24 protein-coding genes and 6 tRNA genes are annotated in these 25,133 nt (G+C 58.6%); 11 read left to right on the top strand and 19 right to left on the bottom strand.

The features are described from left to right. The first annotated feature begins 1 nt into the window (after position 1). From mobH to KW830_RS04415, 5 genes are read left to right on the top strand one after another with little or no spacing between them, the layout of a single operon-like run. Positions 2-2,599, top strand: a complete 2,598-nt coding sequence (gene mobH / locus KW830_RS04435; protein ID WP_218332263.1) for a MobH family relaxase — start codon at positions 2-4, stop codon at positions 2,597-2,599. Between the two features lie 28 nt (positions 2,600-2,627). Further along, positions 2,628-2,846: a hypothetical protein gene (locus KW830_RS04430; protein ID WP_218332262.1), complete on the top strand. Its 219-nt coding sequence runs from the start codon at positions 2,628-2,630 to the stop codon at positions 2,844-2,846. A gap of 30 nt (positions 2,847-2,876) precedes the next feature. Further along, positions 2,877-3,074, top strand: coding sequence for a hypothetical protein (locus tag KW830_RS04425; RefSeq protein WP_218332261.1), 198 nt, complete (start codon positions 2,877-2,879; stop codon positions 3,072-3,074). Continuing rightward, on the top strand, positions 3,058-3,360 hold the full coding sequence (locus tag KW830_RS04420) for a hypothetical protein (RefSeq protein ID WP_218332260.1): 303 nt from the start codon (positions 3,058-3,060) through the stop codon (positions 3,358-3,360). The genes KW830_RS04425 and KW830_RS04420 overlap by 17 nt, the downstream gene beginning before the upstream one ends. Positions 3,361-3,374: 14 nt before the next feature. Then, entirely contained in the window at positions 3,375-3,689 is a 315-nt protein-coding gene (locus KW830_RS04415) for a hypothetical protein (RefSeq protein ID WP_218332259.1), read from the top strand. Positions 3,690-4,034: 345 nt separating this feature from the next. Here KW830_RS04415 and KW830_RS04410 read toward each other — a convergent pair whose 3' ends face one another. After that, positions 4,035-4,718, bottom strand: coding sequence for a GntR family transcriptional regulator (locus KW830_RS04410; RefSeq protein ID WP_066534196.1), 684 nt, complete (start codon positions 4,716-4,718; stop codon positions 4,035-4,037). After that, entirely contained in the window at positions 4,715-5,575 is an 861-nt protein-coding gene (locus KW830_RS04405) for a sulfurtransferase (protein ID WP_218332258.1), read from the bottom strand. The genes KW830_RS04410 and KW830_RS04405 overlap by 4 nt, the downstream gene beginning before the upstream one ends. A 154-nt stretch (positions 5,576-5,729) precedes the next feature. Between KW830_RS04405 and KW830_RS04400 the strand changes: the two genes are divergently transcribed. Both KW830_RS04400 and KW830_RS04395 read left to right on the top strand, forming a co-directional pair. Further along, positions 5,730-6,404, top strand: coding sequence for an RraA family protein (locus KW830_RS04400; protein WP_218332257.1), 675 nt, complete (start codon positions 5,730-5,732; stop codon positions 6,402-6,404). 151 nt (positions 6,405-6,555) lie between these two features. Then, positions 6,556-7,461 carry a tripartite tricarboxylate transporter substrate binding protein gene (locus tag KW830_RS04395; protein ID WP_172591809.1) on the top strand — a complete coding sequence of 302 codons (906 nt, stop codon included), beginning with the start codon at positions 6,556-6,558 and terminating at the stop codon, positions 7,459-7,461. A 72-nt stretch (positions 7,462-7,533) separates the two neighbouring features. Here KW830_RS04395 and KW830_RS04390 read toward each other — a convergent pair whose 3' ends face one another. Further along, positions 7,534-8,688, bottom strand: a complete 1,155-nt coding sequence (locus KW830_RS04390) for an SdiA-regulated domain-containing protein (protein ID WP_218332256.1) — start codon at positions 8,686-8,688, stop codon at positions 7,534-7,536. A gap of 236 nt (positions 8,689-8,924) precedes the next feature. Between KW830_RS04390 and KW830_RS21250 the strand changes: the two genes are divergently transcribed. The 3 genes from KW830_RS21250 to KW830_RS04375 all read left to right on the top strand — a co-directional run bounded on the left by KW830_RS21250 (position 8,925) and on the right by KW830_RS04375 (position 12,377). Beyond that, complete coding sequence (locus KW830_RS21250) at positions 8,925-9,068, top strand: VOC family protein (protein WP_255578069.1); 144 nt, start codon at positions 8,925-8,927, stop codon at positions 9,066-9,068. 442 nt (positions 9,069-9,510) lie between these two features. Then, complete coding sequence (locus KW830_RS04380; RefSeq protein WP_218332255.1) at positions 9,511-9,861, top strand: hypothetical protein; 351 nt, start codon at positions 9,511-9,513, stop codon at positions 9,859-9,861. A 14-nt stretch (positions 9,862-9,875) separates the two neighbouring features. Continuing rightward, positions 9,876-12,377 carry an EAL domain-containing protein gene (locus KW830_RS04375; RefSeq protein ID WP_218332254.1) on the top strand — a complete coding sequence of 834 codons (2,502 nt, stop codon included), beginning with the start codon at positions 9,876-9,878 and terminating at the stop codon, positions 12,375-12,377. Positions 12,378-12,497: 120 nt separating this feature from the next. Here the strand turns inward: KW830_RS04375 and KW830_RS04370 are convergent, their stop codons facing one another. Further along, positions 12,498-13,256: an EAL domain-containing protein gene (locus KW830_RS04370; protein WP_218332253.1), complete on the bottom strand. Its 759-nt coding sequence runs from the start codon at positions 13,254-13,256 to the stop codon at positions 12,498-12,500. A 191-nt stretch (positions 13,257-13,447) separates the two neighbouring features. Here KW830_RS04370 and KW830_RS04365 point away from each other — a divergent pair, with 191 nt between their 5' ends. Next, positions 13,448-13,708, top strand: a complete 261-nt coding sequence (locus KW830_RS04365; RefSeq protein ID WP_172591805.1) for a helix-turn-helix domain-containing protein — start codon at positions 13,448-13,450, stop codon at positions 13,706-13,708. Positions 13,709-14,334: 626 nt separating this feature from the next. Here KW830_RS04365 and KW830_RS04360 read toward each other — a convergent pair. The 15 genes from KW830_RS04360 to aceA all read right to left on the bottom strand — a co-directional run bounded on the left by KW830_RS04360 (position 14,335) and on the right by aceA (position 25,105). Beyond that, positions 14,335-14,409 (bottom strand) — tRNA-Val (locus KW830_RS04360). Positions 14,410-14,443: 34 nt separating this feature from the next. After that, positions 14,444-14,518 (bottom strand) — tRNA-Val (locus KW830_RS04355). Between the two features lie 35 nt (positions 14,519-14,553). Next, positions 14,554-14,628: transfer RNA gene (locus KW830_RS04350), tRNA-Val, on the bottom strand. Positions 14,629-14,663: 35 nt separating this feature from the next. After that, positions 14,664-14,738, bottom strand: a tRNA-Val gene (locus tag KW830_RS04345). 34 nt (positions 14,739-14,772) lie between these two features. Then, a tRNA-Val gene (locus KW830_RS04340) sits at positions 14,773-14,847 on the bottom strand. A 288-nt stretch (positions 14,848-15,135) separates the two neighbouring features. Beyond that, positions 15,136-15,212 (bottom strand) — tRNA-Pro (locus tag KW830_RS04335). A 30-nt stretch (positions 15,213-15,242) separates the two neighbouring features. Further along, positions 15,243-15,671 carry a MerR family transcriptional regulator gene (locus KW830_RS04330; RefSeq protein WP_218332252.1) on the bottom strand — a complete coding sequence of 143 codons (429 nt, stop codon included), beginning with the start codon at positions 15,669-15,671 and terminating at the stop codon, positions 15,243-15,245. A gap of 103 nt (positions 15,672-15,774) precedes the next feature. Then, positions 15,775-16,122 (bottom strand): integration host factor subunit alpha, encoded by a 348-nt coding sequence (locus tag KW830_RS04325; protein ID WP_066531827.1) that lies wholly within the window; start codon positions 16,120-16,122, stop codon positions 15,775-15,777. Between the two features lie 30 nt (positions 16,123-16,152). Then, positions 16,153-18,609 carry a phenylalanine--tRNA ligase subunit beta gene (gene pheT / locus KW830_RS04320; protein WP_218332251.1) on the bottom strand — a complete coding sequence of 819 codons (2,457 nt, stop codon included), beginning with the start codon at positions 18,607-18,609 and terminating at the stop codon, positions 16,153-16,155. Positions 18,610-18,768: 159 nt separating this feature from the next. Further along, the gene (gene pheS, locus KW830_RS04315; protein WP_218332250.1) at positions 18,769-19,821 is read right to left on the bottom strand and encodes a phenylalanine--tRNA ligase subunit alpha; all 1,053 of its coding nucleotides are present in this window, start codon (positions 19,819-19,821) and stop codon (positions 18,769-18,771) included. Positions 19,822-20,003: 182 nt separating this feature from the next. Beyond that, entirely contained in the window at positions 20,004-20,363 is a 360-nt protein-coding gene (gene rplT, locus KW830_RS04310) for a 50S ribosomal protein L20 (protein WP_066531841.1), read from the bottom strand. 26 nt (positions 20,364-20,389) lie between these two features. After that, positions 20,390-20,593 (bottom strand): 50S ribosomal protein L35, encoded by a 204-nt coding sequence (gene rpmI, locus KW830_RS04305; RefSeq protein ID WP_066531848.1) that lies wholly within the window; start codon positions 20,591-20,593, stop codon positions 20,390-20,392. A gap of 187 nt (positions 20,594-20,780) precedes the next feature. After that, on the bottom strand, positions 20,781-21,401 hold the full coding sequence (gene infC, locus KW830_RS04300; protein WP_083520170.1) for a translation initiation factor IF-3: 621 nt from the start codon (positions 21,399-21,401) through the stop codon (positions 20,781-20,783). A gap of 77 nt (positions 21,402-21,478) precedes the next feature. Then, complete coding sequence (thrS, locus tag KW830_RS04295; RefSeq protein WP_218332249.1) at positions 21,479-23,398, bottom strand: threonine--tRNA ligase; 1,920 nt, start codon at positions 23,396-23,398, stop codon at positions 21,479-21,481. Positions 23,399-23,773: 375 nt separating this feature from the next. Then, complete coding sequence (aceA, locus tag KW830_RS04290; RefSeq protein WP_066531856.1) at positions 23,774-25,105, bottom strand: isocitrate lyase; 1,332 nt, start codon at positions 25,103-25,105, stop codon at positions 23,774-23,776. Positions 25,106-25,133 lie beyond the last annotated feature (28 nt).

Raw genomic sequence — 25,133 nt, 5'->3', positions numbered from 1 at the left:
AATGAGCATTGCCTCCAAGATCCTTGGCATGATTCCGTGGGGGAGGGCACGGCCGCAAGAGCCTGCGCCAGTTGCAGAGCCTGTTGAGCCTGCGATCAAATTCCCCATCGTGGCCGGCACCCAAAGCGAATGGCTACGTGTGCTCAAAGCGGATGATTTGCTGACACTGGTGCAAGCCAGCAAGGCGCTCAAGGAAATTTACCGGCAGTCCCGACAATCGCAGATCCTTTGGGAAAGAGACCTGCTGCCAGCAATTGAGCGCTACGCCGAATTTGTGCAGCTGATGCCCGCGTCAGAGTCACATCACCACGCCCACGCCGGAGGCCTGTTGAGCCACACCATCGAAATGGTGTTGGCAGCAATGACGTATCGAAACGCTCATCTGCTGCCCGAAGGCAGTGCGATCGAGGTGATCGACCACCAGAGGGATCACTGGACCTACGTCGTGTTTTTTGCGGCGCTGCTGCACGACATTGCAAAGCCAATGACTGATCTGAGGATCCAATGGCGCTGTGATGGCATGGCTGATTCGCTGCGGTGGAATGCAGGATCTGGAAGCCTGGCGCAAATCACCAGTGGCAGGCAGCTGCCAGAGTACATGGTGGGCTTTGCACCTAAAAGCCAGCGTGACTACAGTGCGCACGCGAAATTGGCGCAACTGTTGCTGCCTAGCATTGCGCCGCAATCAGCATTGTCATTCCTGGCCGGCCAGCCCGAAGCCCTCGACGTACTGCAGAAATATCTCAGCGGCCAGGACAAAGACAGCTTGGTCGCCAAGATCGTCAGACGAGCTGACCAACTGTCCACAAAACGTGCTCTCGCGAGTGGCAACAGAGCACGTTTTGCATCTGCAAGGGCTGTCCCACTGATCGATCTGCTGATGCAGGCTATCAGCAGCATGCTGCGCGCTGGTACATCGTTGCCGCTCAATCGCACTGGTGCAGTGGGATGGGTGTTTGAAGGCGCAGTATGGTTTGTGGCCAAGCGCCTGGCTGACCTTGTGCGCGACTGGATCAAGACCCATGAGCCAGATGAGGCCATACCTGGGGAAGCCAAGAACGACCGGCTGTTTGACACTTGGCAGGAATATGGGGTGGTGGATCTCAACCCCTCGACCGGCCAAGCCATTTGGTATGTGGAGATCCAGGGCAACGAGCAAGGTGAGCAGGGCGCCTACGTGCACCAGTTGGCCATGCTCAGGTTTCCGCTGGCCAAGGTTTTCTCCTCAGAGAGCCAATATCCGCCAGCTATGCGTGGCCAGCTGGTGGTGCTGGACAAACGTAAGGCTGATGCAGTCGTTGATAGGGCTGAAGCTGCGCCAATCTTGTCCATTCCTCAATCTGCGCCAGTGGATGGGGCAACGAGCTCATCGACTGCTGCAGAGCCTGGGCCAGAAGTCATAGATGCTGCGCCAGATGCCCACGGCAACCGTCTAGAAACTGCGCCAGTTGTTCCCAAGAAGCCAGTAGCTGATCCAGTCATGGCCGCAGTCATGCGGCAGCCAGCGTTCAACAAGCCTGCAGTCAAAAAGCCTGGAGCAAGTGGAATTAAGTCTGCGCCAGAAACTGCAAGCAAGAAACCGCACGCTCCGGACAAACCTGCTGCAACTTCACACACTGAACAGGAAACTGCCCCAGCTCTGTCTACCCAGGCCCAGGCCGGATTACAAGGCACGCCAAGTCGTGGACAACCAGATAAAGCTGCCCCAGAGCAAGGGCCATCCAGTGATCAGCATGCTGCAGGTGAGGATGCTTACCTGATCGATGACCCCCAATTTCTGAGCGAGTTCGACAGTGCGGCAGCACTGGGAAGAGGGCGCACCGCCAAGAAGCCGTCACACAAGGCTGCAGGGGTCACTGCGCTTCCGGCGCAATCACAGGAAACTGGCGCAGGCACAAAGCCTGCTCAGGGCATGGTGCGTGAGGCCGAGCGGTCGTCCACCCTTTTACAGGAATCTGGCGCAGCTGCGCCAGAACCTGCAGCGTCCCGAGCTGAAGCACTTCAAAAGCACACAGTGCCTGAAGCCAAACCAGCCCAGCACAGCCAACCGCCTATGCGGGTGAGCAGGGAGCTGCGCAGCCTGGTCGCTGACCTGGATGATCTGCCACAGGTGATGCCGAGATCGGCAACGGGGACCGCCGGCACCGGTGAGCCCCAACCTGTGCTGCTGATGCAAGAGCTTCCAGCAATCCCTGGGACAGAGGGAAAGCCGCCTGCAGAGCCAAGCCAACTTGCGCTGGAGTTCATGGAGTGGGTCCAGCAAGGCCTGGTGCAGCGCACGATCAAATTCAACGAAGCTGGAGCAGCTGTCCACTTTGTGCCTCAAGGGATGGCGCTGGTTTCACCGCGGATCTTCCGAGACTTTGCTGCGTCGACTAAGGGCGAAGACAAGGCCCATGAGCTTGGCACAAAGGTTCAGCGTGACGTCATCAAGAGCGGCTGGCATCTGCCGGCCGCCAACCGCACCAACATCATCAAGTACGAGATCCAAGGCCGCGGAGGAGCAGTCGTGGGCAACCTGTCTTGTGTGGTGTTGACCAACGCTGGCCAGTGGGTCCAGCCAGTTCCCCCGAGCAACCCGGCGCTTCGAATGGTCTAACGGCCAGCGCCGTTTTTATCGAAAGAGCATGACGATGACTCAATTTTTCACTGCTGTGCTGCAGCGTCCCGCTGAGCCGGCGGCGCTGGAGCGCTACACGCAAGCATTGGACAGCATTCGACCGTTCTTGACCGCATCTGCTTTGGGCAATGCCATTTCGTTGCTTGAGCAGATCGAGGAACACGAAGACTTCGACAACCGGATTGCCGACGAAGCACGCAACAAGCTGGGCATGCACGGATGCTGACTCGGCGTCACCTGGCTTAGGAGATCCAGTTTGAGCCATCAGCTGATGACGATTGTGGTGAGGCGCCCCAGCGATGAAGCCCAACTGGAGAGCTTTCTGCTGGGCCTGGAGGTTCTTTGGCCATTCCAGATTGTGGCTTATGCCGGTGACGCCACTGTAGTTCAGGTCGATCAGCAACACGAACATGAAACATCAACACATGAAAGCTTAGATGAGCATGGAATTTGACAAATTAGCCTGGAATGAGGCCTGCGAGAAGCTGGCCGAGCAGGCCCACAAGTCGTGTGGCCTGGTGTACGAAATCTTTGCGCGTGATTTCAGTCGCGCCGTCAATCACGCACTCAACAGCCTGCCGGAAGCCCATCGACCAGAAGCCATCGAAATTGCGAAGCGACTCGGCTGGGCCACGGATGAGGAGCTCGCGGAGACACAGCATCACATGGATGACGCGGGATACTGTAGTCATGGACTTGATCCGGACTGCTGCCCAACGGGCTGTGGTGACATCGAATAGTAGGTCGACGTCACATGCACAAGATCGACTATTTGAACGACATCGAGGGCACGCGCAAGCTGGCTCTTTGGCATGCCAGGCCGTGGACTTACCGTCTGCGGTATCGGTACAACGTACTGTGGGGGCTACTCCGCAGGCAAATCACCTTGAAGTCTTGCTGGAACGCGCTGGAGAACTCGTACACGATCGCGGTCGTGCCAATGAAGGCGCCGCACCGGGGGATGCTCATTGTGTGTCCTGAGTTCGCTGAGGGGTACTTTCAGATGAACAGATCTGCTCAATCAGGTGGGCTGGAGAAGGCTCCGGATGAACTTGACCAGCTGGATTGACCCGTTTTTAGTTGACAGATTTGGAGCTAGTCCATAGAGTGCGAACCGTGCGTCAACAAGTTGTGCTTGCCAGCTCGCCCAAAGTTGTAAGCAAAAGCATCAGATCCGAGGTCCATCACCTCGTTTTTTTGGAGCTTTTGCAAAGAATACAATGTGTATTATGTTAAATATCATAGTAACCAACACGTCGTTTACGGCAGATGCGGCCCTCTGTCGCAATCCCGTTCTCCCCAGTTGCTCCATCGGTTCCTTGGCAATCGTGTGATGGATGTGTGATGTACAAGGCTGCAGCCTTGTACACCGACAACACCTCCTCACGCACGCGCTCCCGCGTATGGTCTTTTGTCACGCCGCCGCGGCAGTTCCTGCATCCTGGCGCTGGGATTTCAGCCGCTCCCAGGTGACACGGACGTGGCTGGCCATCAGCGTCTTGGCAAGCTCGGTGTGCTGCCGCTCAATGGCGCGCGTGATGGCCTGGTGGTCTTCCAGGCTCTCGGTGAACTGATCGTCGGAATAAAAGAAGAAGGCACCGGTGACCCGCCGCGTGTTGAGCAGGCCTCCCACCATCTGGACCAGACGCGGTGAACGGGCGGCCTGAACCACGGCTTCATGAAATCGCCGGTTGATGTCCTGGATGTCGGAGCGAAAGTCCTCCGATCGTTGCTGGATCAGGCCCGCCATCTCCGCGTTCAGTGCATGCAGGCGTGCGATATCGCTTTCGCTGCGCCGCTGCGCCGCCAAGGAAGCTCCATGGGATTCCAGTTGGATGCGCAGGTCAAACACCTCATCGTTGTCCAGATCGGTCCAAGGCGCGACGATCACCCCCCGATTGGGTACCGCTTCGATAAAGCCATCCTGCTCCAGGCGCTGGAACGCGGCACGTATCGGGGTGCGGCTGATACCCAGCTCCTCCGACAGCGAAACTTCCTTCAGCCGGTAATTGGGTCCATAAGCGCCCAAGGTGATGCGCTTGCGCAGCAGCGCATACACCTCGTCAGCAGACCCGCGTCGCGTACCCGTGGCCTTCATGGGGCGCCCTTCTCCACCGGTGCACCAGGGCGACGGCTCCAGTCGCTCCAGCTGCCGGCATAGAGGCTGGCTGGGCCCAAACCCGCAAGCTCCAGTGCAAGCACGTTCGGTGTCGCACTCACGCCGCTGCCGCAGTAGTTCACCAAGCCCACGTAGTTGGCGGGCAGCAACGCGGTGAATTCGGTGCGCAGTTCCTGGGCGGACTTGAAGCGCCCGTCCGGGCGGAAATTGAGAGCAAATGGACGGTTCAGCGCACCAGGGATGTGCCCTGCCACCGTGTCAATCGGTTCCACATCCCCCCGATAGCGTTCGGCGGCACGCGCGTCGATCAGGACATGGGCACTGTCACCCAGCAGCTGTTCCACCCGCTCGGCGTCGACCAGGTCCACCAGCGGCGGCTGCACCTCAAACCTAGACGCAGCCGGTCTTGGCGGGGGACCTGAAACCACCTCACCGCCGGTGGCTACCCACGCCTGCAACCCGCCGTCCAGCACGGACACCGCATCGTGGCCCAGCCAACGCAGCATCCACCACAAGCGCACACAGAAATTGCAACGGTTGCGGTCGTAGACCACGACGTGGGTGCTGTTGGACACCCCCTGGCTTGCCAGCCAGCTCGCAAATTCCGCGCGCTGGGGAAGCGGGTGCCTGCCACCGGAAGCGCCCTGCCCATGGTGCGCACTGAGCACATCGCTCAGGTCCGCGTACAGCGCGCCGGGGATGTGCGTTTCCAGGTAGGCGCGCAGGCCGGAGTCTGGGTCGGAAAGGTCATAGCTCACATCCAGCACGACAACCGGTTTGCCTGCCGCCACGGCGGCCTTCAGTCCCTCGGCAGAGATCAGTGGAGAGTTGCTCATATGAATTTATATTGTCTTTAGATTGTTCTAATTATGTGGAGCACTTGCCAACCTGCAAAGGCAAAATTCGACTAAGAATCTGCAGAAAACATGCTTAGCTTAAAAACAATAAAAAAACACACTGCCATCCTGAACTTTTAAGAAGGACGTTCTCATGGCAGAAGATCAACTGGGCTGGCGCATTGACACCGGCTTCGCTCGTATCCCCGATGCACTTGTGGCCCAGGCCCGCGGCATCCCGGTTGCCGTCATTGGCGATGTCTCGCACCGCCTCTTCAGCTTCCCGGGCGGTTTTCGCAACTACTCCAGCAAGGCCAACCGTGTCGCAGGCCCTGCTTTGACCGTCAAGGTGCGCCCCGGTGACAACCTGTTCCTGCACAAGGCGCTAGACATTGCGCTGCCGGGCGATGTGATTGTGGTTGCCGCGGGCGGTGCGCTGGACAACGCCATCATTGGCGAGATGATGGGCAGGTATGCCGTGTCTCGCGGCATTGCCGGCATCGTGATCGACGGCGCTGTGCGCGACATCGAAGGCCTGGCCGAGCTGCCGATCCCCGTGTATGCCCGTGGCGTGACACCCAATGGCCCCTGGAAATCAGGTCCAGGCGAAATCGGCTACCCGATTGCCGCCGCAAACGTGGTGGTGGCGTCGGGGGACCTGGTCATCGGTGACCAGGACGGAATCATCGTCCTCCCGCGCGAGGATGCAGTACCCGTGATCGAAAAGGCACTTGCGCACGCGGCAACGGAAGCGCAATGGGCGCAGCAGATCGCATCCCGGTCCTGGCCTCGGACCTGGGTGGACCAGGCCATTGCGCAAGGCAATTGACCCCCTCCTCCATGCATACCGCGGGGCCTGCCTCTTGGCCCCGCCATTTCCGAGTCGAAATCCTATGAAGCCCGTTTCCCTTGGCGTTCAACGCTTTCTTGCTGCCACTCTGGCATCTCTCTTCTCTTTCGGGGCGCTCGCTGCAGCGGATGTGGCGAGCTTCCCCGAAAAGCCCATCGTCCTTGTCGTACCCCAGTCGCCCGGGTCGGTTGCCGACATCATGGCGCGCCTTGTCGGCAAAGCCCTTGGCGAACAGCTTGGCCAGGCGGTCGTGGTCGAGAACCGCGCAGGTGCGAGCGGCATCATTGGCGCCCAGACCGTCGCCCGGGCCAAGCCCGATGGCTACACGCTGCTGATCGGCTCGGTCAGCACCCACGGACTGCTTTCCGGCACCGAGAAGAACCTTGCCTATGACCCCATCAAGGACTTCGCACCGATTTCGCAGCTCAACGACTCGCCCCTCGCGCTGGTGGTCAACCCCGGTTCCGGCATCAACACCCTCTCCGACTTCGTGGAGCGCGCCAAGGCCAGCCCCGGCCGCCTGAGCTATGCATCCGCCGGCAATGGCAGCGGCTCCCGCTTCACCATCGAACTGCTGCGCCTGCACAGCAAGCTCGACATGATCCACGTGCCCTATCGCAGCCCGATGGAAGCCGTGCGGGCCGTTGTGGCCGGCGAAGGCGATATTGCATCCCCCTCCATCCCCAGCGTGCCGGAGCTGATCCGCGCGGGCCGGCTGCGCGCACTGGCGGTCACCGGCGACAAGCGCTCACCGCTGCTGCCCGATGTCCCCACCACCGCCGAAGCCGGTTTCGCCAGTGTCGTGTTCACCAGCTGGACCGGTCTGTTCGCTCCCGCAGGAACCCCGAAACCCATCCTGCTGAAACTCAACCGGGCCGTGGAAAAGGCATTGAAGGATCCTGGCGTGGTCAAGGGGATCGAAGACAGCGGCGCCACGCTGGTCAGCAACTCACCGGAGGCCTTTGCGGCATTTGTCCAGTCGGAAGTCACCAAGTGGAGCAAGGCAGCCCAGGATGCCGGCGTGCGCGCCCAATGATGAGGCGGGGTCCAGGCGCCCTCTTGCCTGGACTTTGGATGCGCCCTGCAGCCGCGGCCACACCGTACTCCCTTATGCACCGCGACCCGTTGGCAATCCACCCGCCCTTGTGCAATGGCGCAGTGATGCAGGCAGACAGTCGCGGTCGCTGGCATCACTTTTCCGCAAGGCCCCCGCTTGCCATCGCCCGTAGTTGCAAAGACCGCATCCGGGTACGGTCGCTGGCGATGCTGGTTCAGGACGCGACGCCCAGCCCCGTGGCTTGCCGGACCACGCCACGGGTGGCGGGCTTTTCAAAGCGATAGAACAGATTGGGCTCCGAGACAATGAACATCCGGTCATCCGGTCATCCGGTGCCAGGGTGATGCCCTCCGGCTGTGGAATCTTGTGCTCCAGGCCGTGCAGGCCGGACCACAGGGGCAGCAGGCTCACGGGGTCACCCTGCGGGGTGTACTCCACCACCATGGCGGACTCTTCGCTCAGCAGCAGCAGATTGCCTGTCGGCTCATGGGTGGTGACGGAAGCCAGGTCATTGATGAACAGCGCCCCCAGCCCGCGGGCGCTCCACTCCTTCACCGCCAGTTCGGCGGGGCGGGTGACAGCGCCAGAAGCGGCTATCTCGGGACTGCCTTCCACACTCAGCAGGCGCAGAGGCCATTTTTCCTGCCCCACCAGCAAACGCTGGTGGCGTGCGTCCCAGGACACGGCTTCCACTCCAAGGTTGTGGTGCAGCGACGTCAGCGGCATGGGCAACGGCTCGCGCGCCTGCACTGCTTGCGTATCGGGGCCGATGTTCACCGCGTACAAGGTGTTGTTGCGCTCGTCCGAAAGCAGAAAGCGTTCACCGGCAATGTGGGTGATGCCTTCGGTATCTCGTGCACCGTGGATCGGGATGGTGCGCAGCACCTCCCCTTCCGTACTCAACTCCGCGATCTGTGCCGGACGGTTGGTGGTGGCAAACAAGGTGCCGGTGTGGGGGCTGAAGGTCAGTCCCGACAGATTGTCCTCCAGTCCGACGACCTGCCGCGCCTGCACCACCGCCTGGTATTGCGGCAGCCACAGCGCCTGCGGATGCGCGGCATCTGCGCTCCAGGCACTCTGCGCCCAGTAGTACGCGACGGCAGGCACCTGGAAATAGGCACCCATGATCAGCCCCACCGCCAACATCGCCAGTGCCAGACGGCGTAACCAACACCGCGCACGCGCAGCACAAACAACAGACAGCATGACAAGGGCAAGAACGAAACCTGGGCCTGCATCCTAGCGCCCGGTATTTACCCTTAAATATTTTGCGATCAGTCTCTGTCAGCGCCCTCCCCAGCCCAGGATTGGAGTTGGGCCATGGCTGCAGGAGGCAAAGATGCCGCTCCAACACAGCCGCTGGATACCAAGACGCGGAGCTGACGCGCGTTATCGCCCACCAAGGTTTGCTCAAGGAGTCCGCGCTGCCATACTGCCTGGCCATGACCATCGCGCTCACCACCTTGCTTATTTATGCCAAAGACATGCAGCGCTCAGCGCGCTTTTATGCCGACCATTTCGGCTATGTCACCAGCTATGCCGTGGTCGATGGACTGATCCGCAGGGCGGTGGTGCAGAGATTCTGATTCACCAGGTCGCCAAGAGCCTCAAGTTGGGCTCTGCTGCGCTGAAACTGTCTTTCAGTGTGCCCGATGTTGACCGGTTCGTCGCCACGGCTGCCGCTGCCGGGCTCGATTTCGGAACCATCCATCGGGCCAGGGGTTATGCGTTCGCCAATACCAAGGATCCCGACGGCAATTCCATCAGTGTGTCGAGCCGCCAATACCGTGCATGACACCCCATGTGTCTATACAAGGCATCCGGTCAGGACATTTTCCCTGGGTGGAGCACGGCAGCATATATAGTCGGACTCCTTGCCCGCCCACCATGGTGACAGTTGATGCATTCACCTTCCCACGTTGTAGGCAGGTATTGCTTCCAGGCAGCTATCGCCCACTGTGAAGGCGAAAGCCAAAATTCTTTTGTCTATCGAGCGGCCTTTGTGGGCTTGGTCGGAAGGAGTCATCCATGCTGGTTCGGCCCCTGCTATCTGAGCCCGCTGATCTGAACGGCTGCAGCACATCCAGCCAAACGCCACAGGCATCTGTTCTGCCCAGCGGCTGCCAGCCATCCATGCCGCCCGTTGGTTTCTGGGCAAAAAACCTTCTTTTCAGGAAATCCCGTACCGCAGTGCGTGCAAAGATGCTGCATGTGGATGCTGAAGCGGTAGTAATGTCCTGGATTTTAAATGGACATGGAATCTATCCTCCAAATGGATTCAAGTCTTCATTTTCCCCAAGCTTATTAATATTAATTAATGTGAAAAACAAAATAAAGGGTATGTACTGCACGTCTCCGCACATCTGCATGCAAGAATGAGACGCACGCTCACTATGGCCCAATGCTCCATGCTTTCCCATCGCCCTCCTCTTCATGCTTGGAGCCGTGGCGGCCGACTGCAGCTCTTGATCTGCATGGTGGCTTGTGTACTGGGCTTCGCCTGGTGGAGTCCGGCCCGGGCGCAGAATGCGGCGCATCAGCGTCCGGACGTTCTGATATTGCTCTCCTACCATCCCGGGCACAGCTGGGAAGACCGAATCCTGGCAGGCATAAACGAATGGCAGGGCAATGGTGAATCCCGGCCCATTTTTCATACGGAATGGCTGGACAGCAAACGTCTTCCTGGCCCGGCCCAATATGACAATGTCCTGAATTACCTCACACAGAAGTACATCGACAAACGTTTCGATCTGGTGCTGACGGTTGACGACAATGCGCTCGCTTTCGTCGCGCGCAATCCCCAGATCTTCGGCAATCCCCCTGTTGTGTTCAGCGGGATCAATGGCAGTCCTGGCGATCTCATCGGCAACATGACCGAAGTGACGGGCATCCTTGAACGTTTTGATCTTTCACGCACGCTGCACACAGCACTGTCACTCCATCCCGGCACTCGGCGTCTTGTCTTCGTCACACCTGAAGATGATGTGGGCGTCAGCATGCGCAACGACATCAATACGGTGATGGCTCTGGAGCCCGCAGGCCCCATCGTGGAGCATTGGATAACGCCTGAGCTTCTGGCCATCAAAGACAGGCTGAAAGAAAAAACGCAGGAGACCTTGCTCTTTGTTTTGGGAGCGATTCCTGCCAGGAAAGGCTTCCCCCCGCTGGAGCCTGAAGAAGCCGTGTATTTCGTGCGTGCTGCCACCGATTTGCCGGTCTACACCGATTTGGATACCTCAGTGGGAAAAGGTGCGGTCGGCGGATACATGAACAGCGGAATTGAAACCGGCCGACTGCAAGCAGCCATGGCGCAGAAGGTCTTGTCTGGCATTGCCCCTTCCCAGATACCGTACGTTCGAAAAACACCTTTGGCTCTGGTTTTCGATTACCTTGAATTGCAACGCCTGGGCCTGAGCAAACAGGATCTTCCCTCGGGCAGCACTTTCATCAATGAACCCGCTTCGATATTCGATTCAAAATATCGCAAGCCATTGATCATCTTCTCGGTCATCATTGCCACGCTGATCGCCTGTCTCGCCGCCCTGGTCATCCGAAGCCGGGTGCTGGCTGACCGTCAACGCGCCTTGCGCTACCAAGCCACGCACGACGACCTCACCGGACTGCCCAATCGCCACGAATTGCCGCAGTTATTCCGGCAATTCGACCGTACCGCCGAGCGTGAACCAGTCGCGCTGGTGATGCTCGGCCTGAACCGTTTCAAGCTCCTGAACAGCACCTACGGCCATGCTTTTGGCGACACCGTAGTGCGCGCGGTGGCGGATCGCTTGAAGGCCTGGTGCTCCAGGCATGAGGCCTTGTCGCGCTTCGGTGGCGACTCATTCGTCATCGTTTCACGCCTGGGTGACGATGGCGCATTGAATGACTTGTGCACACGTTGCGAGGACTTGTTCAGCAGCCCCCTCAGTATCAACGGACAACATATATCCGTTTCTGCTGCCTTTGGCATCAGCATTGCCAATCCGCCGCAGATCAACCTCGAAAATATGCTGCGCGAAGCAGATACGGCAATGTACGAGGCGAAGCGCAGCGGAAACACGCATGTGGTGACTTTTGACCGCTGCCTGTTCGAGCGTTCTGCACGCCAGTTCCAGATCGAATCGGCTCTTCCCGACGCCATCGCAAAGGGTGATATCGAAATCTATTACCAGCCGATAATAGATACGCAACGCGGTTGCATCGCCGGATTTGAAGCATTATCGCGCTGGAAACATCCTGAACTGGGGATGATTCCTCCCCCCGAATTCATACTTGCTGCCACAGATTCAGGCCATATCTCCAAGCTGACGCAATATGTGTTGCGCCAATCCTGTGAGGCCTTTCGCCCTCATCTCGCCAACCCTGAATGCCCCTACCTGGGCGTTAATATTTCGGTAAGTGATATCTATACGGGGGATCTGCCAAACCGCCTAGCTGAAATATTGAAAGAAACAGGCATGCCCGCCAGCCGTTTGATTCTGGAGGTGACGGAAGACATGCTGCTGCACGATGAAAATTCAGCGATCGAGGTATTGGCGCAAATCCGCTCCCAAGGCGTACGCATCGCCATCGACGACTTTGGTACCGGTTATTCATCGATGGGCTATCTTTCGAAATACCAGGTGCATCTCATCAAGATTGATCGTAGCTTTGTGCAAAATATCGCCACATCCTCTCAAGATCAGAAGATTGTGCGTGCCATTTCCTCCATGGCCAGAGACCTGGAGTTAAGCATCATTACCGAGGGTGTGGAAACCACCGAACAATCCGATCTGCTCCGGAAAATGGGGTGCCTGCTGCAGCAAGGTTATCTGTTTGGCAAGCCACAGCCGGCCGCACAATGGGCGGTGAACGCCAACCGGGCGCCTGCGGGCCGGGTCACCCAATCTGTGCACTGACCTGCCTGGAGCGTCGGTCTGTGCGACATTGGCCTCAAGTCCTCCATGTCCATGGCCACACCTGGCATCGCATGGTGCATGGCCGCCGCCGCAGCAGCAAGACCGGCAAGTGCGCACGGATCATATTTCTTGCTGATTGGCCCTGAAACCTAGAACATCACCCGATAGCATATCGCATTGATTTTTTGCGAAATATTCAAACTGTTCAAGATTGTTTATGTCTTTTATCAAGACCTCCACCTTGAGCATTTTCGCAAGCGCCATGATATTGGAGAATATAAGCTGGTCTGTTTTGTTATGAAAAATAGACTCTATAAACTCCCCGCCAATGGTGATCCTGTCCACCGGGACTTCTTTCAGTCTGTGAAGCGACGAATATTCGGTCCCAAAATTGTTGACTGAAATTTTCACGCCCATGCTGCGCAAGGCTTTGATGCCATTGATCAGCGTGCAATCTATTCTGGGCAAGCTGGCGATTTCATCCACCTCCAGGTATAGTTTGGAAGTTTCAATTTGGCTTTTATTCAGAATGCGTCTCAGAAAATCTATTCCGTAATTTCTGATGACCGCATCAAGATGGAATGCAATGCTCAGCGTCCAGTCCTGCTTCTCTTCTTCTTTTTCCCAGCGAGAAATCTGACTGCATGCCTCAGCAAAGGACCAGGCGCTCTCCAATGCAGATGAGGTGCCGCTGGCTGGCGGAATGAGTAAGTCCTTCACGGAGTTGATGATTCGGTTGCATCTGGCGTGGTGCAATTCGGCGGCCATTCCAGTTATGCAGAACCTGCTGTCAACCATGGGTTGAAAATTGAAAAACAATTCTTCTTTATTTATTCTGGAACACCGCCTCTCTTCCGCTGCAAGTACTTCTCTTTTCATCATAAAAACAAATTTTTATTCCGCGCAGAATTGTTATAAATACATTCCAAACTGAGATATTTCCATGTGGGGTGGTCCAGACTGATAATTTTATATATTTTTTACAATATCCCATTTTGGGATTTGTTAGAATTTGTTTGAAAATTCAGTTATCTCAAAATTTGCAATGACCACCATTGAATCTCTTGCATGTGGATCGCGAAAAAAAGCTTCGTAGTGTATTGCGTGAAGCAAGAGAGCGCCAAAGACTGTCGCAGAAACAACTTGCGGACCGATTGTATAAACCACAGTCTTTTATTTCAAAAATAGAGTCCGGAGAGAGAAACCTGAATGTCGTGGAGTTCCTGGAGCTATGCGATGCAATGAATGTGGATGCGGTTGAAATCATCAGCGAAGTGCGAGAAGCCAAAGATTTGATCTTTCCATGGAAAGAAAAGATCAATTACTATTGAGCGCATCCATGCAAAGCTTCGTTTGTTATATGGAATATATCCCTATAAAATTTCAGATTAATTCAAAAAAACAGGGAAACCAGAGTTAGGTTCAATAACAGTAGCCTGTTCCGCTGCGGCCCTGTGTTGCCACAGCATTCGGAAGGCTGGCGTCTTCTGGATGTGACGCATGCCACGGTGCGGGCGGCTTTTCCCAGAAAATTCTTCCGCAAGCGCACTCTTGCGGCAGCTGCCCTCTCCGGGTATGCATGGCGTGAAGGCGCATGCGGTGGCAAGACATGGTTTTCAGGGCCTAAACCATGGGCGGCTGCACGGCGCTTGGCAGCGCAATGCTTTGCCGCTTGCCGCTTCTTGCTGCTCAAGGCGCTTGCGCAATGTCCGCCCCACTTCCCTTCGTTATCCCACTCTTCATCGCACCAAACCAGCCGCGGCGCACCATGACGGCTGCAGCTTGGCCGAAGGGTGATCCAGGCTATGCCGCCTCGCCCTCCTCCCGAGCGCATGGCAGCACAGGGCGGCAGCCACCCGGCCTGGCATCTCCATGTATGGAGAAGATGCCTGCTTCCCCAGGACCGAAGCGTGACAAAGAAAAAAGCCTCTTGAACCGGAGTTCAAGAGGCTTTTATTGGTGGGTGATACATGGATCGAACATGTGACCCCTGCCGTGTGAAGGCAGTGCTCTACCGCTGAGCTAATCACCCGATGTACAGACCGGACAGATCTGCACTGAAATTGTGGTGGGTGATACATGGATCGAACATGTGACCCCTGCCGTGTGAAGGCAGTGCTCTACCGCTGAGCTAATCACCCGATGTGCAGACCCGGACAGATCTGCACCGAAATTGTGGTGGGTGATACATGGATCGAACATGTGACCCCTGCCGTGTGAAGGCAGTGCTCTACCGCTGAGCTAATCACCCGATGTGCAAACCCGTACAGGTCTGCACTGAAATTGTGGTGGGTGATACATGGATCGAACATGTGACCCCTGCCGTGTGAAGGCAGTGCTCTACCGCTGAGCTAATCACCCGATGTACAGACCGGACAGATCTGCACTGAAATTGTGGTGGGTGATACATGGATCGAACATGTGACCCCTGCCGTGTGAAGGCAGTGCTCTACCGCTGAGCTAATCACCCCTTTCGTTCAGATTCACACAGTATTATGCTGATCCGGCGAAGCTGAGATTCTAGCATCAAGTGCGCACCACTTTTGGAAAGTGTTCAGCTTTTTGCTAGCACCGCTGCCAGTCTGCATGTTTGTGCCCCGCGCATACTGCTGCCCGCACGGCGCAAGGAATCCAATGCTCCGGCGCCATGCATGGGGCAAGAGGAGGCGCCCATGGTGCGCATGCAGCGCACACCGAAAGGCCAAGGCGGCGGCGCCAACAAAAAAGCCTCCTGACCGAAGTCAGGAGGCTTATCGTATGGTCGGAATGGCGGGATTCGAACTCGCGACCCCTTGCACCCCATGCAAGTGCGCTACCAGGCTGCGCTACATTCCGAAGACTTGAATTATATACACATTTTTCGGCCTACAGCGCCAAAAGCGAACGAATCTGCAAAAGCTCGTGGCGGACCTGCTCCAAAGAGGCTGCTGGTGCCCCGCCCTCCTGGCGCAGCAGCTGATCCAGCAGCAGTTGGGTTTGCAGGTTGGCGTCAGCCGGCGCGGCCGCCACGGCATCCACCCGCCCGGATGTCGCCTCCTCGCCAGCGTGCGCACGCAGCTGGTTGCGTGCTCCCTGGATGGTGAACCCCTCGTCGTAGAGCAGATTGCGGATGCGGCGCACCATCAGCAGCTCGTGGTGCTGGTAGTAGCGGCGATTGCCACGCCGCTTCATGGGGCGCAGCTGCACAAACTCCTGCTCCCAGTAGCGCAGCACATGGGGCTTGACATCACACAGCAGCGCAACTTCGCTGATCGTGAAATAACGTTTGGCAGGGATGGGAGGAAGGTTGGCCATAAACCGATGGTTGCGAACGCAGGCGTGCCAAACAAAACAAGCGCCCTAGCCTACCGCAGCTTGTGCAATAGACCAAGAGCGCTTGTACAAGGTACCGAGAGCTTTAGAGCTGAACTGGCGTGCCGCCGCCCTCTGCGCCCTGAATCTGTTCCTTGAGCTTGGAACTGGCGTGGAAGGTGACCACGCGGCGAGCGTCGATGGGAATCAGCTCGCCGGTGCGTGGATTGCGTCCCGGGCGCGGCGCCTTGGTGCGGATCTGGAAGTTGCCGAAACCCGACAGCTTCACATCATCGCCATCGACCAGACTTTTGGAGATCAGGTCGAAGAACGCATCCACCATTTCCTTGGATTCGCGCTTGTTCAAGCCGATCTGATCGAACAGCAGTTCGGCCAATTGCGCTTTGGTCAGGGCGGAGGACGCCTCTGCGCCATCATCTGCAAATTCGATCATTTCAGGCTCCTTGGGAAATGACGCGGCACATCAGCCGCGCAGGCGTGCAGCCACACGCTCCACCAGCGATGCAATCGCGCCCTGCATGGCGGCGTCGATTTCGACATCCGTCAGCGCTGCCTCGTCGCGGCCCAGCGTCAGGCGGATGGCCAGGCTCTTTTCGTCCTGGGCCAGGCTGCCCGGCGCAGCTTCTTCGCCGGCCTTGAGCTTCTTGGGGCGGAAGACGTCAAACAGCGCGGCCGAACGCAGGATACCGCCCTGCACCCCTTGCTGCACCGCTTCCATCACCTGGGCATGGGTTACCGCCTCCTTGACCACCACGGCAATGTCGCGCTCCACCGCCTGGTGCTTGGCCACTGGCTTGAACACCGGCACCTGGCGGGCCAGCACGGCATCCAGTTCCAGCTCGAACATCACCGGAGCCTGGGCCAGATCCCATTCCTGGCGCCATTTGGGGTGCAGCTCGCCGACAAAGCCGATGACCTTGCCATCCAGCAGCACGCGGGCGCAACGGCCAGGGTGCATGGCGGGATGTTCTGCAGGCTCGAACACCGGCTTGGCCGGAGCCAGCAGCGCTTCGACATCGCCCTTGACATCGTAGAAGTCAACCTTGGTCTCGGCCCTGCCCCATTGCAGCTGGTCGGCGGCACCATAGGCCAGCCCCGCCACACGCATGGGCTGGTAGAAGCCCTTGACGGTGGTGTCGGACTCGACCACGGATTCATCCTTGAAGAACACGCGACCCAGTTCGAACACGCGCACGCGCTGGGCCTTGCGGTCCACGTTGAACTTCAGCACCTGCAGCAGCGAACCCAGCAGCGACGAACGCATCACGCTCAAATGGCTGGCAATAGGGTTGAGCAGCTTGATGGCATGGTGGTTGCCCGCCAGCTCCTGCTCCCACTTTTCTTCGACAAAGCTGAAGTTGATGGTCTCCTGGTAGCCCAGGCCAGCCAGTTCATGACGCACACCGAACGGGCTGCGCTGGTTTTCAGCGCGCAACTTGGGCGAGATGGGGGCCAGAGGCTTGGTGGTCGGCAGATTCTCGTAGCCGATCATGCGGGCCACTTCTTCGATCAGGTCCTCTTCCAGATTGATGTCGAAGCGGAAGGTCGGCGCCGTGACCGAGATCACCCCCTCGGATGCCAGCGTGGCGGGCAGGCCCAGGCCGTTCAGTGCATCCAGGCACTGCTGCTGGGTCACGGCCATGCCGATCACCTTGGCCGCACGGGCCACGCGCAGTTGCACGGGCTTGGGCTGGGGCATGTTGGGCTTTTGGTCGTCCATGGCCGCCACCTGCGTGTCAGGCGTACCGCAGATTTCCAGCACCAGCGCGGTGATGCGCTCGATATGCTCGGTGGTGAACTCGGGGTCCACGCCGCGCTCGAAACGGTGGCCCGCGTCGGTCGAGAAATTGAAGTGGCGCGAGCGCCCGGCCACGGCCTTGGGGAACCAGAACGCAGCTTCGATGTAGATGTTCTTCGTGTCGTCCGATACGGCAGTGGCATCGCCACCCATGATGCCGGCCAGCGACTCCACTTCCTTGTCGTCGGCAATCACGCCCACCTGGATGAAGTCGTCGATCTGGATGGTGTTGCCGTTGAGCAGCTTGAGCGATTCGCCTTGCTTGCCCCAGCGCACGTTCAGACCACCGCTGATCTTGTCCAGGTCGAAAATGTGGGACGGACGGCCCAGCTCGAACATCACATAGTTGGAGATGTCCACCAGGGGCGAGACCGAGCGCTGGCCGCAGCGTGCCAGACGGTCCAGCATCCACTGGGGCGTCTTCACCTGGGTGTTGACGTTGCGCACGATACGGCCCGAGAAACGGCCGCACAGGTCGGTCGCTTCAATCTTGACGGGCAGCTTGTCTTGCGACGCCACGGCTGCAGCGGGGAAAGACAGTGGCTTCAAAGCTGCACCGGTCAATGCCGACAGCTCGCGGGCCACGCCGTATACCGACAGGCAGTGCGCCAGATTGGGCGTGAGCTTCAGCGTGAACAGCGTGTCGTCCAGGTTCAGGTACTCGCGCACATCCTGGCCCAGGGGCGCATCGGACGGAAACTCCAGCAAGCCGCTGGCATCTTCGTCAATGCCCAGCTCCTTGGCCGAGCACAGCATGCCAAAGCTCTGCACGCCGCGCAGCTTGCCGATCTTGATCTTGAAAGGCTTGCCGTCTTCACCCGGCGGCAGCTCGGCGCCCACAGTGGCGCAGGGAATGCGGATGCCCACGCGCGCATTGGGCGCACCGCAGACGATGTTCAGCAGCTCGGGGCCACCCACGTCCACCTGGCAGATGCGCAGGCGGTCGGCATCGGGATGCTGCACGGCTTCCTTGATTTCACCGACAACAATGCCGGTGAAAGGAGGCGCCACAGGATCCAGCTCTTCCACTTCCAGACCGGCCATGGTCAGGGTGTCGGCCAGTTGCTGGGTGGTCAGGTTGGGGTTGCAGTACTCGCGCAACCAGGATTCAGGAAATTGCATAGTCAGACTCTTTGGCGTTCATGCCGGCTGCACAGTAGCGGTCTGCAGCTGGCTGGGCATGCGTACTTTCAAAAGAAGCTGCGGCACGGGATTCACAAGGACTTCGGCAAAACCATCTGAAGTGCCTGCAACCACAGCGCTGGCAGCCCGCTTCTTCAATTACTGAAACTGCGACAGGAAACGGATGTCGCCGTCGAAGAACAGGCGCAGGTCGTTCACGCCGTAACGCAGCATGGTCAGGCGGTCGGGGCCCATGCCAAAGGCAAAGCCGATGTACTTTTCGGGATCCAGGCCCATGTTGCGCACCACGTTGGGGTGCACCTGGCCGGAGCCCGCCACTTCCAGCCATTTACCGGCCAGCGGGCCGCTCTGGAACTGGATGTCGATTTCAGCCGAAGGCTCGGTGAATGGGAAGAAGCTGGGGCGGAAACGCAGCACCAGATCATCCTGCTCAAAGAAGGTCTTGCAGAAGTCCGTGAACACGACCTTCAGGTCCTTGAAGCTCACGTTCTCGCCAATCCACAGGCCTTCGCACTGGTGGAACATGGGCGAGTGGGTGGCGTCCGAGTCCACACGGTAGGTGCGGCCGGGGGCAATCACGCGGATCTCGGGCATGGTCTGGCCGGCATCCAGCTGATTGCGGTATTTCTTCACATGCTGCACGGCATGGCGCACCTGCATGGGGCTGGTGTGCGTGCGCAGCAAGTTGGGTGCGTGTTGCGTGCCGCCTTCCACATAGAAGGTGTCATGCATGGAGCGCGCGGGATGGTCTTCGGGCGTGTTCAGCGCCGTGAAATTGAACCAGTCGGATTCGATCTCGGGGCCCTGGGCCACGTCAAAGCCCATGGAGCCAAAAATGCCCTCGATGCGCTCCAGGGTGATGGAGACAGGGTGCAGCCCTCCTGCGCCACGGCGGCGGCCAGGCAGGGTCACATCCAGCACTTCGGCCTTCAGGTGTGCTTCCAGCTCGGCATCGGCCAGGGCCTTGCGGCGCGCGGTCAGGGCCGCTTCGATCGCCTGCTTGGCCACATTGATGGCAGCGCCGCGCGATTTTTTCTCTTCGACGGAAAGCTGCGCCATGCCCTTCATGAGCTCGGTCATCTTGCCCGACTTGCCCAGAAACTGCGCCTTGGCGTTTTCCAGATCAGCGGGGGTATGGGCCTGCGCAAACAGCTGCTGCGCGCTCTCGACCAGAGAATCCAACTCGTTCATATCGACTCTTTATCGACGTTTGAAAAACCTGCAAGCCCTGCCCTGCCGCACCGCTCCCACGGAGCGCGCCACATGCCAAAGCCCGGCGATAAAAAAACAAGGGCTAGTGCCTTTTCAAGCCCTAGCCCTTGCTGTTTGTGCATCAGCAGCTACTACGTGAGTAGCAACTACTGACCGTGATCTCAAGCAGCCAGCTTGGCCTTGACTTGGTTCACGATGGCGCTGAAAGCAGCCTTGTCGTGCACAGCGATATCGGCCAGCATCTTGCGGTCGATTTCGATGGCAGCCTTCTTCAGGCCGTTGGCGAATTGGCTGTAGGTCAGACCCAGTTCACGTGCAGCGGCGTTGATACGGGCGATCCACAGCTGACGGAACACGCGCTTCTTGTTACGACGGTCACGGTAAGCGTATTGACCGGCCTTCATCACCGCCTGCTTGGCGACGCGGAAGACATTACCGCGGCGACCGCGGAAACCCTTAGCAAGGGTCAGAACTTTTTTGTGACGGGCACGGGCCGTTACACCACGTTTGACGCGAGGCATGTATTTTCTCCTAGTTCGTCAGTGAATTACAGACCAGCGCCAGGCAACATCTTTGCGATGGAGCCCATGTCGCCTTCATGCACGGAGGTAATGCCACGCAGGTGGCGCTTATTCTTCGTGGTCTTCTTGGTCAAGATGTGACGCTTGAAGGCTTGACCGCGCTTGACGGTACCACCGGGACGAACGCGAAAACGCTTCTTCGCGCTGCTCTTGGTTTTCATTTTGGGCATGTGAATGCTCCTGTTATTTGTGCTCGTGAGGCGGCTGCGCAACCAATACGCGGCACTTGTAGGCACACCGAGACACTTGTTTGCCCCATGTGACTGGGGCCGTGCCTCCCTGAGAAAGCACGATGCGATTGGCGCCCGAAGGCGCCAATCGCATATTCTAACCCGATTCGCGGCAAATGCCTATGAATCAGGCGGCAGTCTTGCCTGCTTCTTCTGCCGGTGCTGCAGCGGGCTTGGCCACTGGAGCGGGCTTTTTGTTGCGCGCCGGAGCGATCATCATGATCATCTGGCGGCCTTCCAGCTTGGGGAACTGCTCCACCTGGATGGTGTCGGCCAGATCGTCACGCAGACGGTTCAGCAGATCCAGGCCCAGTTGCTGGTGCGTGATTTCACGACCGCGGAAACGCAGCGTGATCTTGCACTTGTCGCCCTCGGCCAGGAAGCGGCGGATATTGCGCAACTTGATGTTGTAGTCGCCATCATCGGTACCAGGACGGAATTTGACTTCCTTGATTTCGATGACGGTTTGCTTCGCCTTGGCCTCGGCCGCGCGCTTTTGCTCTTGGTACTTGAACTTACCGTAGTCCACCAGGCGGCAGACAGGCGGGTTCGCAGTGGAGGCGATCTCCACCAGATCCACGTCCAAGTCGCCAGCCATGCGCAGCGCTTCCGCCAGGCTCACAACCCCGATGGGTTCGTTATCAGGACCGGACAGACGCACTTCAGGCGCCTGGATTTCACGGTTGAGACGGTGTTTGCGTTCCTCGCGGTGGCGACGATCACGAAATTCAGTAGCTATGGCTTTCACCCTAATTTCAAAACGCTACGAAAAGCGTAGCTGCTTGCGCGCAATTGACGCAGTCCAAAGCACAAATTGATGCTCAATCAGGCTTTGGAAGCGATGTCGTTGGCCAACAGTTCAATGAAGGCGTCGACGGACATCACACCCAGGTCCTTATTGCCCCGGGCGCGCACTGCGACAGTTCCTGCGGCCTTCTCCTTGTCGCCGGCGACAAGGATGTAAGGCAGCTTTTGCAACGAATGCTCGCGTATTTTATACGTGATCTTTTCATTGCGCAGGTCAGACACAATCTTAAGACTTTGATTCGGCAATGCTTTTTGCAGCTTTGCCACAACGTCTTGCACGTAGTCGGCCTGGGAGTCGGTGATGTTGAGCACGGCCACTCCCACGGGCGCCAGCCAAACCGGCAGCGCACCGGCGAATTGTTCGATCAAAATGCCGATGAAACGCTCCAGCGAACCGACGATTGCACGGTGCAGCATCACGGGGCGGTGACGGTTGCCATCTTCACCCACGTACTCGGCATCCAGGCGCACGGGCATGGAGAAGTCCACCTGGATGGTGCCGCACTGCCACTGGCGACCCAGGGCATCCTTGAGTGTGTATTCGATCTTGGGGCCGTAGAAGGCGCCGTCGCCCACCGCGATCTGATACTCGCAACCCGAAGCCTTGAGCGAGTCGAACAGCGCTTTTTCCGCCTTGTCCCAGACTTCGTCCGAGCCAATCCGCGCTTCCGGACGGGTCGCGACCTTGTAGATGATGTCGGTGAAACCGAAGTCGGCGTAGACCTTTTGCAGCAGCTGCGTGAAGTCAAGCACTTCCTTCTGGATCTGGTCTTCGGTACAGAAGATGTGGCCATCGTCCTGGGTGAAGCCGCGCACGCGCATGATGCCGTGCAGACCGCCCGTGGGTTCGTTGCGGTGGCACTGACCGAATTCACCGTAGCGCAGCGGCAGGTCGCGGTAGCTCTTGATGCCTTGCTTGAAGATCAGGATGTGGCCCGGGCAGTTCATGGGCTTCAGCGCGTAGTCGCGCTTTTCCGACTCCGTGATGAACATGTTGTCGCGGTACTTGTCCCAGTGACCGGTTTTTTCCCACAGGGTCTTGTCCAGAATCTGGGGGGCCTTCACTTCTTCGTAGCCGTTTTCACGGTAGACGCGGCGCATGTACTGCTCCACCTCCTGCCACACGCGCCAGCCCTTGGGGTGCCAGAACACGGTGCCGGGCGAGCATTCGTCGATGTGGAACAGGTCCAGCTCGCGGCCCAGGCGACGGTGGTCGCGCTTCTCGGCTTCTTCGATGCGGGTGATGTAGGCCTGCAGATCCTTCTTGTCCGCCCAGGCCGTGCCATACACGCGCTGCAGTTGCTCGTTCTTGGCGTCGCCGCGCCAGTAGGCGCCAGCCAGCTTGGTCAGCTTGAAGACCTTCAGGAAGCGGGTATTGGGCACGTGGGGGCCACGGCACATGTCGACGTATTCCTGGTGGTAGTACAGGCCCATGGCGGTTTCATTGGGCATGTCTTCGACCAGGCGCAGCTTGTAGTCTTCGCCGCGTTCCTGGAACACCTTGATGACTTCGGCACGCGGAGTCATCTTCTTGACGACGTCGTAATCCTGCGCAATCAGCTCCTTCATGCGCGCTTCGATGGCGGCCATGTCTTCGGGCGTGAACGGGCGCTCGTAGGAGATGTCGTAGTAAAAGCCCTCCTCGATCACCGGACCGATCACCATCTTGGCCGAGGGATACAGCTGCTTGACGGCGTGACCGACCAAGTGGGCGGTGGAGTGGCGAATGATCTCCACGCCTTCGTCGTCCTTGGGCGTGATGATCTGCAGCTTGGCGTCTTCGCTGATCAGATCGCAGGCGTCGACCAGACGGCCGTTGACGCGGCCGGCCACCGTGTTCTTGGCCAGACCGGCGCCGATGGACTGGGCCACCTGCATGACAGTGACCGGGCCGTCGAATTCACGTTGCGAACCGTCGGGAAGCGTAATTTTCAGCATGGAAATCCTTGGAAACCTAATGTGGGATACGGGGCCGCGGCCAGTGCTTTGAAAAGCAAAAAGCGCGGAACAGGTCCGCGCTTTGGATAAGAGGGAGAAAAGACTCCGGGCAGGCGCGAACTCGCAGCCTCAGCGGCTGCACAACCTTTGCAAGGTACTCGTTCGCGGTGTCATAACCAGACTGCCTTTCTCGCTCTTGTGAATGGATACTGGCAACCATTTTAACGCCGTATGCACAAAAAAGCCCGAAGCAGCAGCGCTTCGGGCCGAAATGGGTGTCCTGGCGACGGTTTTTAGGCTGCCGCACAGGCCCCAGACAACAAGCTTCCGTCCGTTCTACTGTGCCATGTCAGTGGTCCAGCAGAGCCGTGCAGATCAGTGGAACTGCTCTTCTTCGGTGGAACCGGTCAGGGCCTTCACGCTGGAAGATCCGCCCTGGATCACGGTGGTCACGTCGTCGAAGTAACCCGCGCCCACTTCCTGCTGGTGCGACACGAAGGTGTAGCCCAGTTCGCGTGCCGCGAATTCGGGTTCCTGCACCATTTCCACGTAGTGCTTCATGCCTTCGCCACGTGCATAGGCGTGGGCAAACTTGAAGGTGTTGTACCAGTTGCTGTGGATGCCGGCCAGGGTGATGAACTGGAACTTGTAGCCCAGTGCAGACAGGTCTTCCTGGAAGGACGCGATCTGGCTGTCGTTGAGGTTCTTCTTCCAGTTGAACGAAGGCGAGCAGTTGTAGCTCAGCAGCTTGCCGGGGCAGGCTGCGTGCACGGCCTGTGCGAATTCACGGGCAAAGCCGATGTCGGGCACGCCGGTTTCGCACCACACCAGATCGGCGTAGGGAGCATAGGCCACGCCGCGGCTGATGGATTGCTCCAGGCCGTTCTTGACACGGTAGAAGCCTTCCTGGGTGCGCTCGCCGGTCAGGAAAGGCTGATCGTTGGCGTCGTGGTTGCTGGTGATCAGGTTGGCCGCCTCGGCGTCGGTACGGGCCAGCACGATGGTGGGCACGCCCATCACGTCCGCAGCAAAGCGGGCGGAAATCAGCTTTTCGCAGGCTTCACGGGTGGGCACCAGCACCTTCCCGCCCATGTGGCCGCACTTCTTCACGGCTGCCAGCTGGTCTTCAAAGTGCACGCCAGCAGCGCCGGCCTGGATCATGTTCTTCATCAGCTCGAAAGCGTTCAGCACGCCGCCGAAACCGGCTTCCGCATCGGCCACGATGGGCAGGAAGTAGTCGATGAACTCCTTGTCGCCGGGATTCACACCCTTGCCCCACTGGATTTCGTCAGCGCGCTTGAAGGTGTTGTTGATGCGGCGCACCATGGTGGGCACCGAGTCATAGGCGTACAGCGACTGGTCGGGGTACATGGTTTCGGACGTGTTGCCGTCGGCAGCGACTTGCCAGCCCGACAGGTACACGGCTTCCAGACCGGCCTTGGCTTGCTGCATGGCCTGGCCGGCAGAGATGGCGCCGAAAGCGTTCACGTAGCCCTTCTTGGAGCTGCCGTTGATCTTCTCCCACAGCACTTCGGCGCCACGCTGGGCCAGGGTGTACTCGGGCTGCAGGCTGCCACGCAGGCGCACCACGTCAGCCGCGGAGTAACCGCGCTTGACGCCCTTCCAGCGGGGGTTGGTGGCCCAGTCTTTTTCCAGGGCGGCGATTTGCTGTTCGCGGCTCAGTTGGGTGTTCAGCGCTTTGGTCATCGTGATCTCCTTGAAAGGTAGTGAAACT

The sequence above is a fragment of the Comamonas sp. CMM03 genome (assembly GCF_019218715.1).
Lineage (GTDB): Bacteria > Pseudomonadota > Gammaproteobacteria > Burkholderiales > Burkholderiaceae_C > Comamonas > Comamonas terrigena.
Note: the sequence above shows the minus strand (reverse complement) of the source record. Positions and strands in the feature narration are given on the sequence as shown.

What these genes read in the sequence shown, in the direction of transcription:
- KW830_RS04410 (WP_066534196.1), bottom strand. Translation starts at nt 4,718, where the DNA reads ATGAAGGCCACGGGTACGCGACGCGGGTCTGCTGACGAGGTGTATGCG.
- rpmI (WP_066531848.1), bottom strand. Translation starts at nt 20,593, where the DNA reads ATGCCCAAAATGAAAACCAAGAGCAGCGCGAAGAAGCGTTTTCGCGTT.
- KW830_RS04375 (WP_218332254.1), top strand. Translation starts at nt 9,876, where the DNA reads ATGGCCCAATGCTCCATGCTTTCCCATCGCCCTCCTCTTCATGCTTGG.
- thrS (WP_218332249.1), bottom strand. Translation starts at nt 23,398, where the DNA reads ATGCTGAAAATTACGCTTCCCGACGGTTCGCAACGTGAATTCGACGGC.
- KW830_RS04405 (WP_218332258.1), bottom strand. Translation starts at nt 5,575, where the DNA reads ATGAGCAACTCTCCACTGATCTCTGCCGAGGGACTGAAGGCCGCCGTG.
- aceA (WP_066531856.1), bottom strand. Translation starts at nt 25,105, where the DNA reads ATGACCAAAGCGCTGAACACCCAACTGAGCCGCGAACAGCAAATCGCC.
- KW830_RS04390 (WP_218332256.1), bottom strand. Translation starts at nt 8,688, where the DNA reads ATGCTGTCTGTTGTTTGTGCTGCGCGTGCGCGGTGTTGGTTACGCCGT.
- KW830_RS04370 (WP_218332253.1), bottom strand. Translation starts at nt 13,256, where the DNA reads ATGAAAAGAGAAGTACTTGCAGCGGAAGAGAGGCGGTGTTCCAGAATA.
- mobH (WP_218332263.1), top strand. Translation starts at nt 2, where the DNA reads ATGAGCATTGCCTCCAAGATCCTTGGCATGATTCCGTGGGGGAGGGCA.
- KW830_RS04400 (WP_218332257.1), top strand. Translation starts at nt 5,730, where the DNA reads ATGGCAGAAGATCAACTGGGCTGGCGCATTGACACCGGCTTCGCTCGT.
- KW830_RS21250 (WP_255578069.1), top strand. Translation starts at nt 8,925, where the DNA reads ATGACCATCGCGCTCACCACCTTGCTTATTTATGCCAAAGACATGCAG.
- pheS (WP_218332250.1), bottom strand. Translation starts at nt 19,821, where the DNA reads ATGAACGAGTTGGATTCTCTGGTCGAGAGCGCGCAGCAGCTGTTTGCG.
- KW830_RS04415 (WP_218332259.1), top strand. Translation starts at nt 3,375, where the DNA reads ATGCACAAGATCGACTATTTGAACGACATCGAGGGCACGCGCAAGCTG.
- rplT (WP_066531841.1), bottom strand. Translation starts at nt 20,363, where the DNA reads ATGCCTCGCGTCAAACGTGGTGTAACGGCCCGTGCCCGTCACAAAAAA.
- KW830_RS04325 (WP_066531827.1), bottom strand. Translation starts at nt 16,122, where the DNA reads ATGATCGAATTTGCAGATGATGGCGCAGAGGCGTCCTCCGCCCTGACC.
- KW830_RS04330 (WP_218332252.1), bottom strand. Translation starts at nt 15,671, where the DNA reads ATGGCCAACCTTCCTCCCATCCCTGCCAAACGTTATTTCACGATCAGC.
- pheT (WP_218332251.1), bottom strand. Translation starts at nt 18,609, where the DNA reads ATGCAATTTCCTGAATCCTGGTTGCGCGAGTACTGCAACCCCAACCTG.
- KW830_RS04430 (WP_218332262.1), top strand. Translation starts at nt 2,628, where the DNA reads ATGACGATGACTCAATTTTTCACTGCTGTGCTGCAGCGTCCCGCTGAG.
- KW830_RS04420 (WP_218332260.1), top strand. Translation starts at nt 3,058, where the DNA reads ATGAGCATGGAATTTGACAAATTAGCCTGGAATGAGGCCTGCGAGAAG.
- KW830_RS04380 (WP_218332255.1), top strand. Translation starts at nt 9,511, where the DNA reads ATGCTGGTTCGGCCCCTGCTATCTGAGCCCGCTGATCTGAACGGCTGC.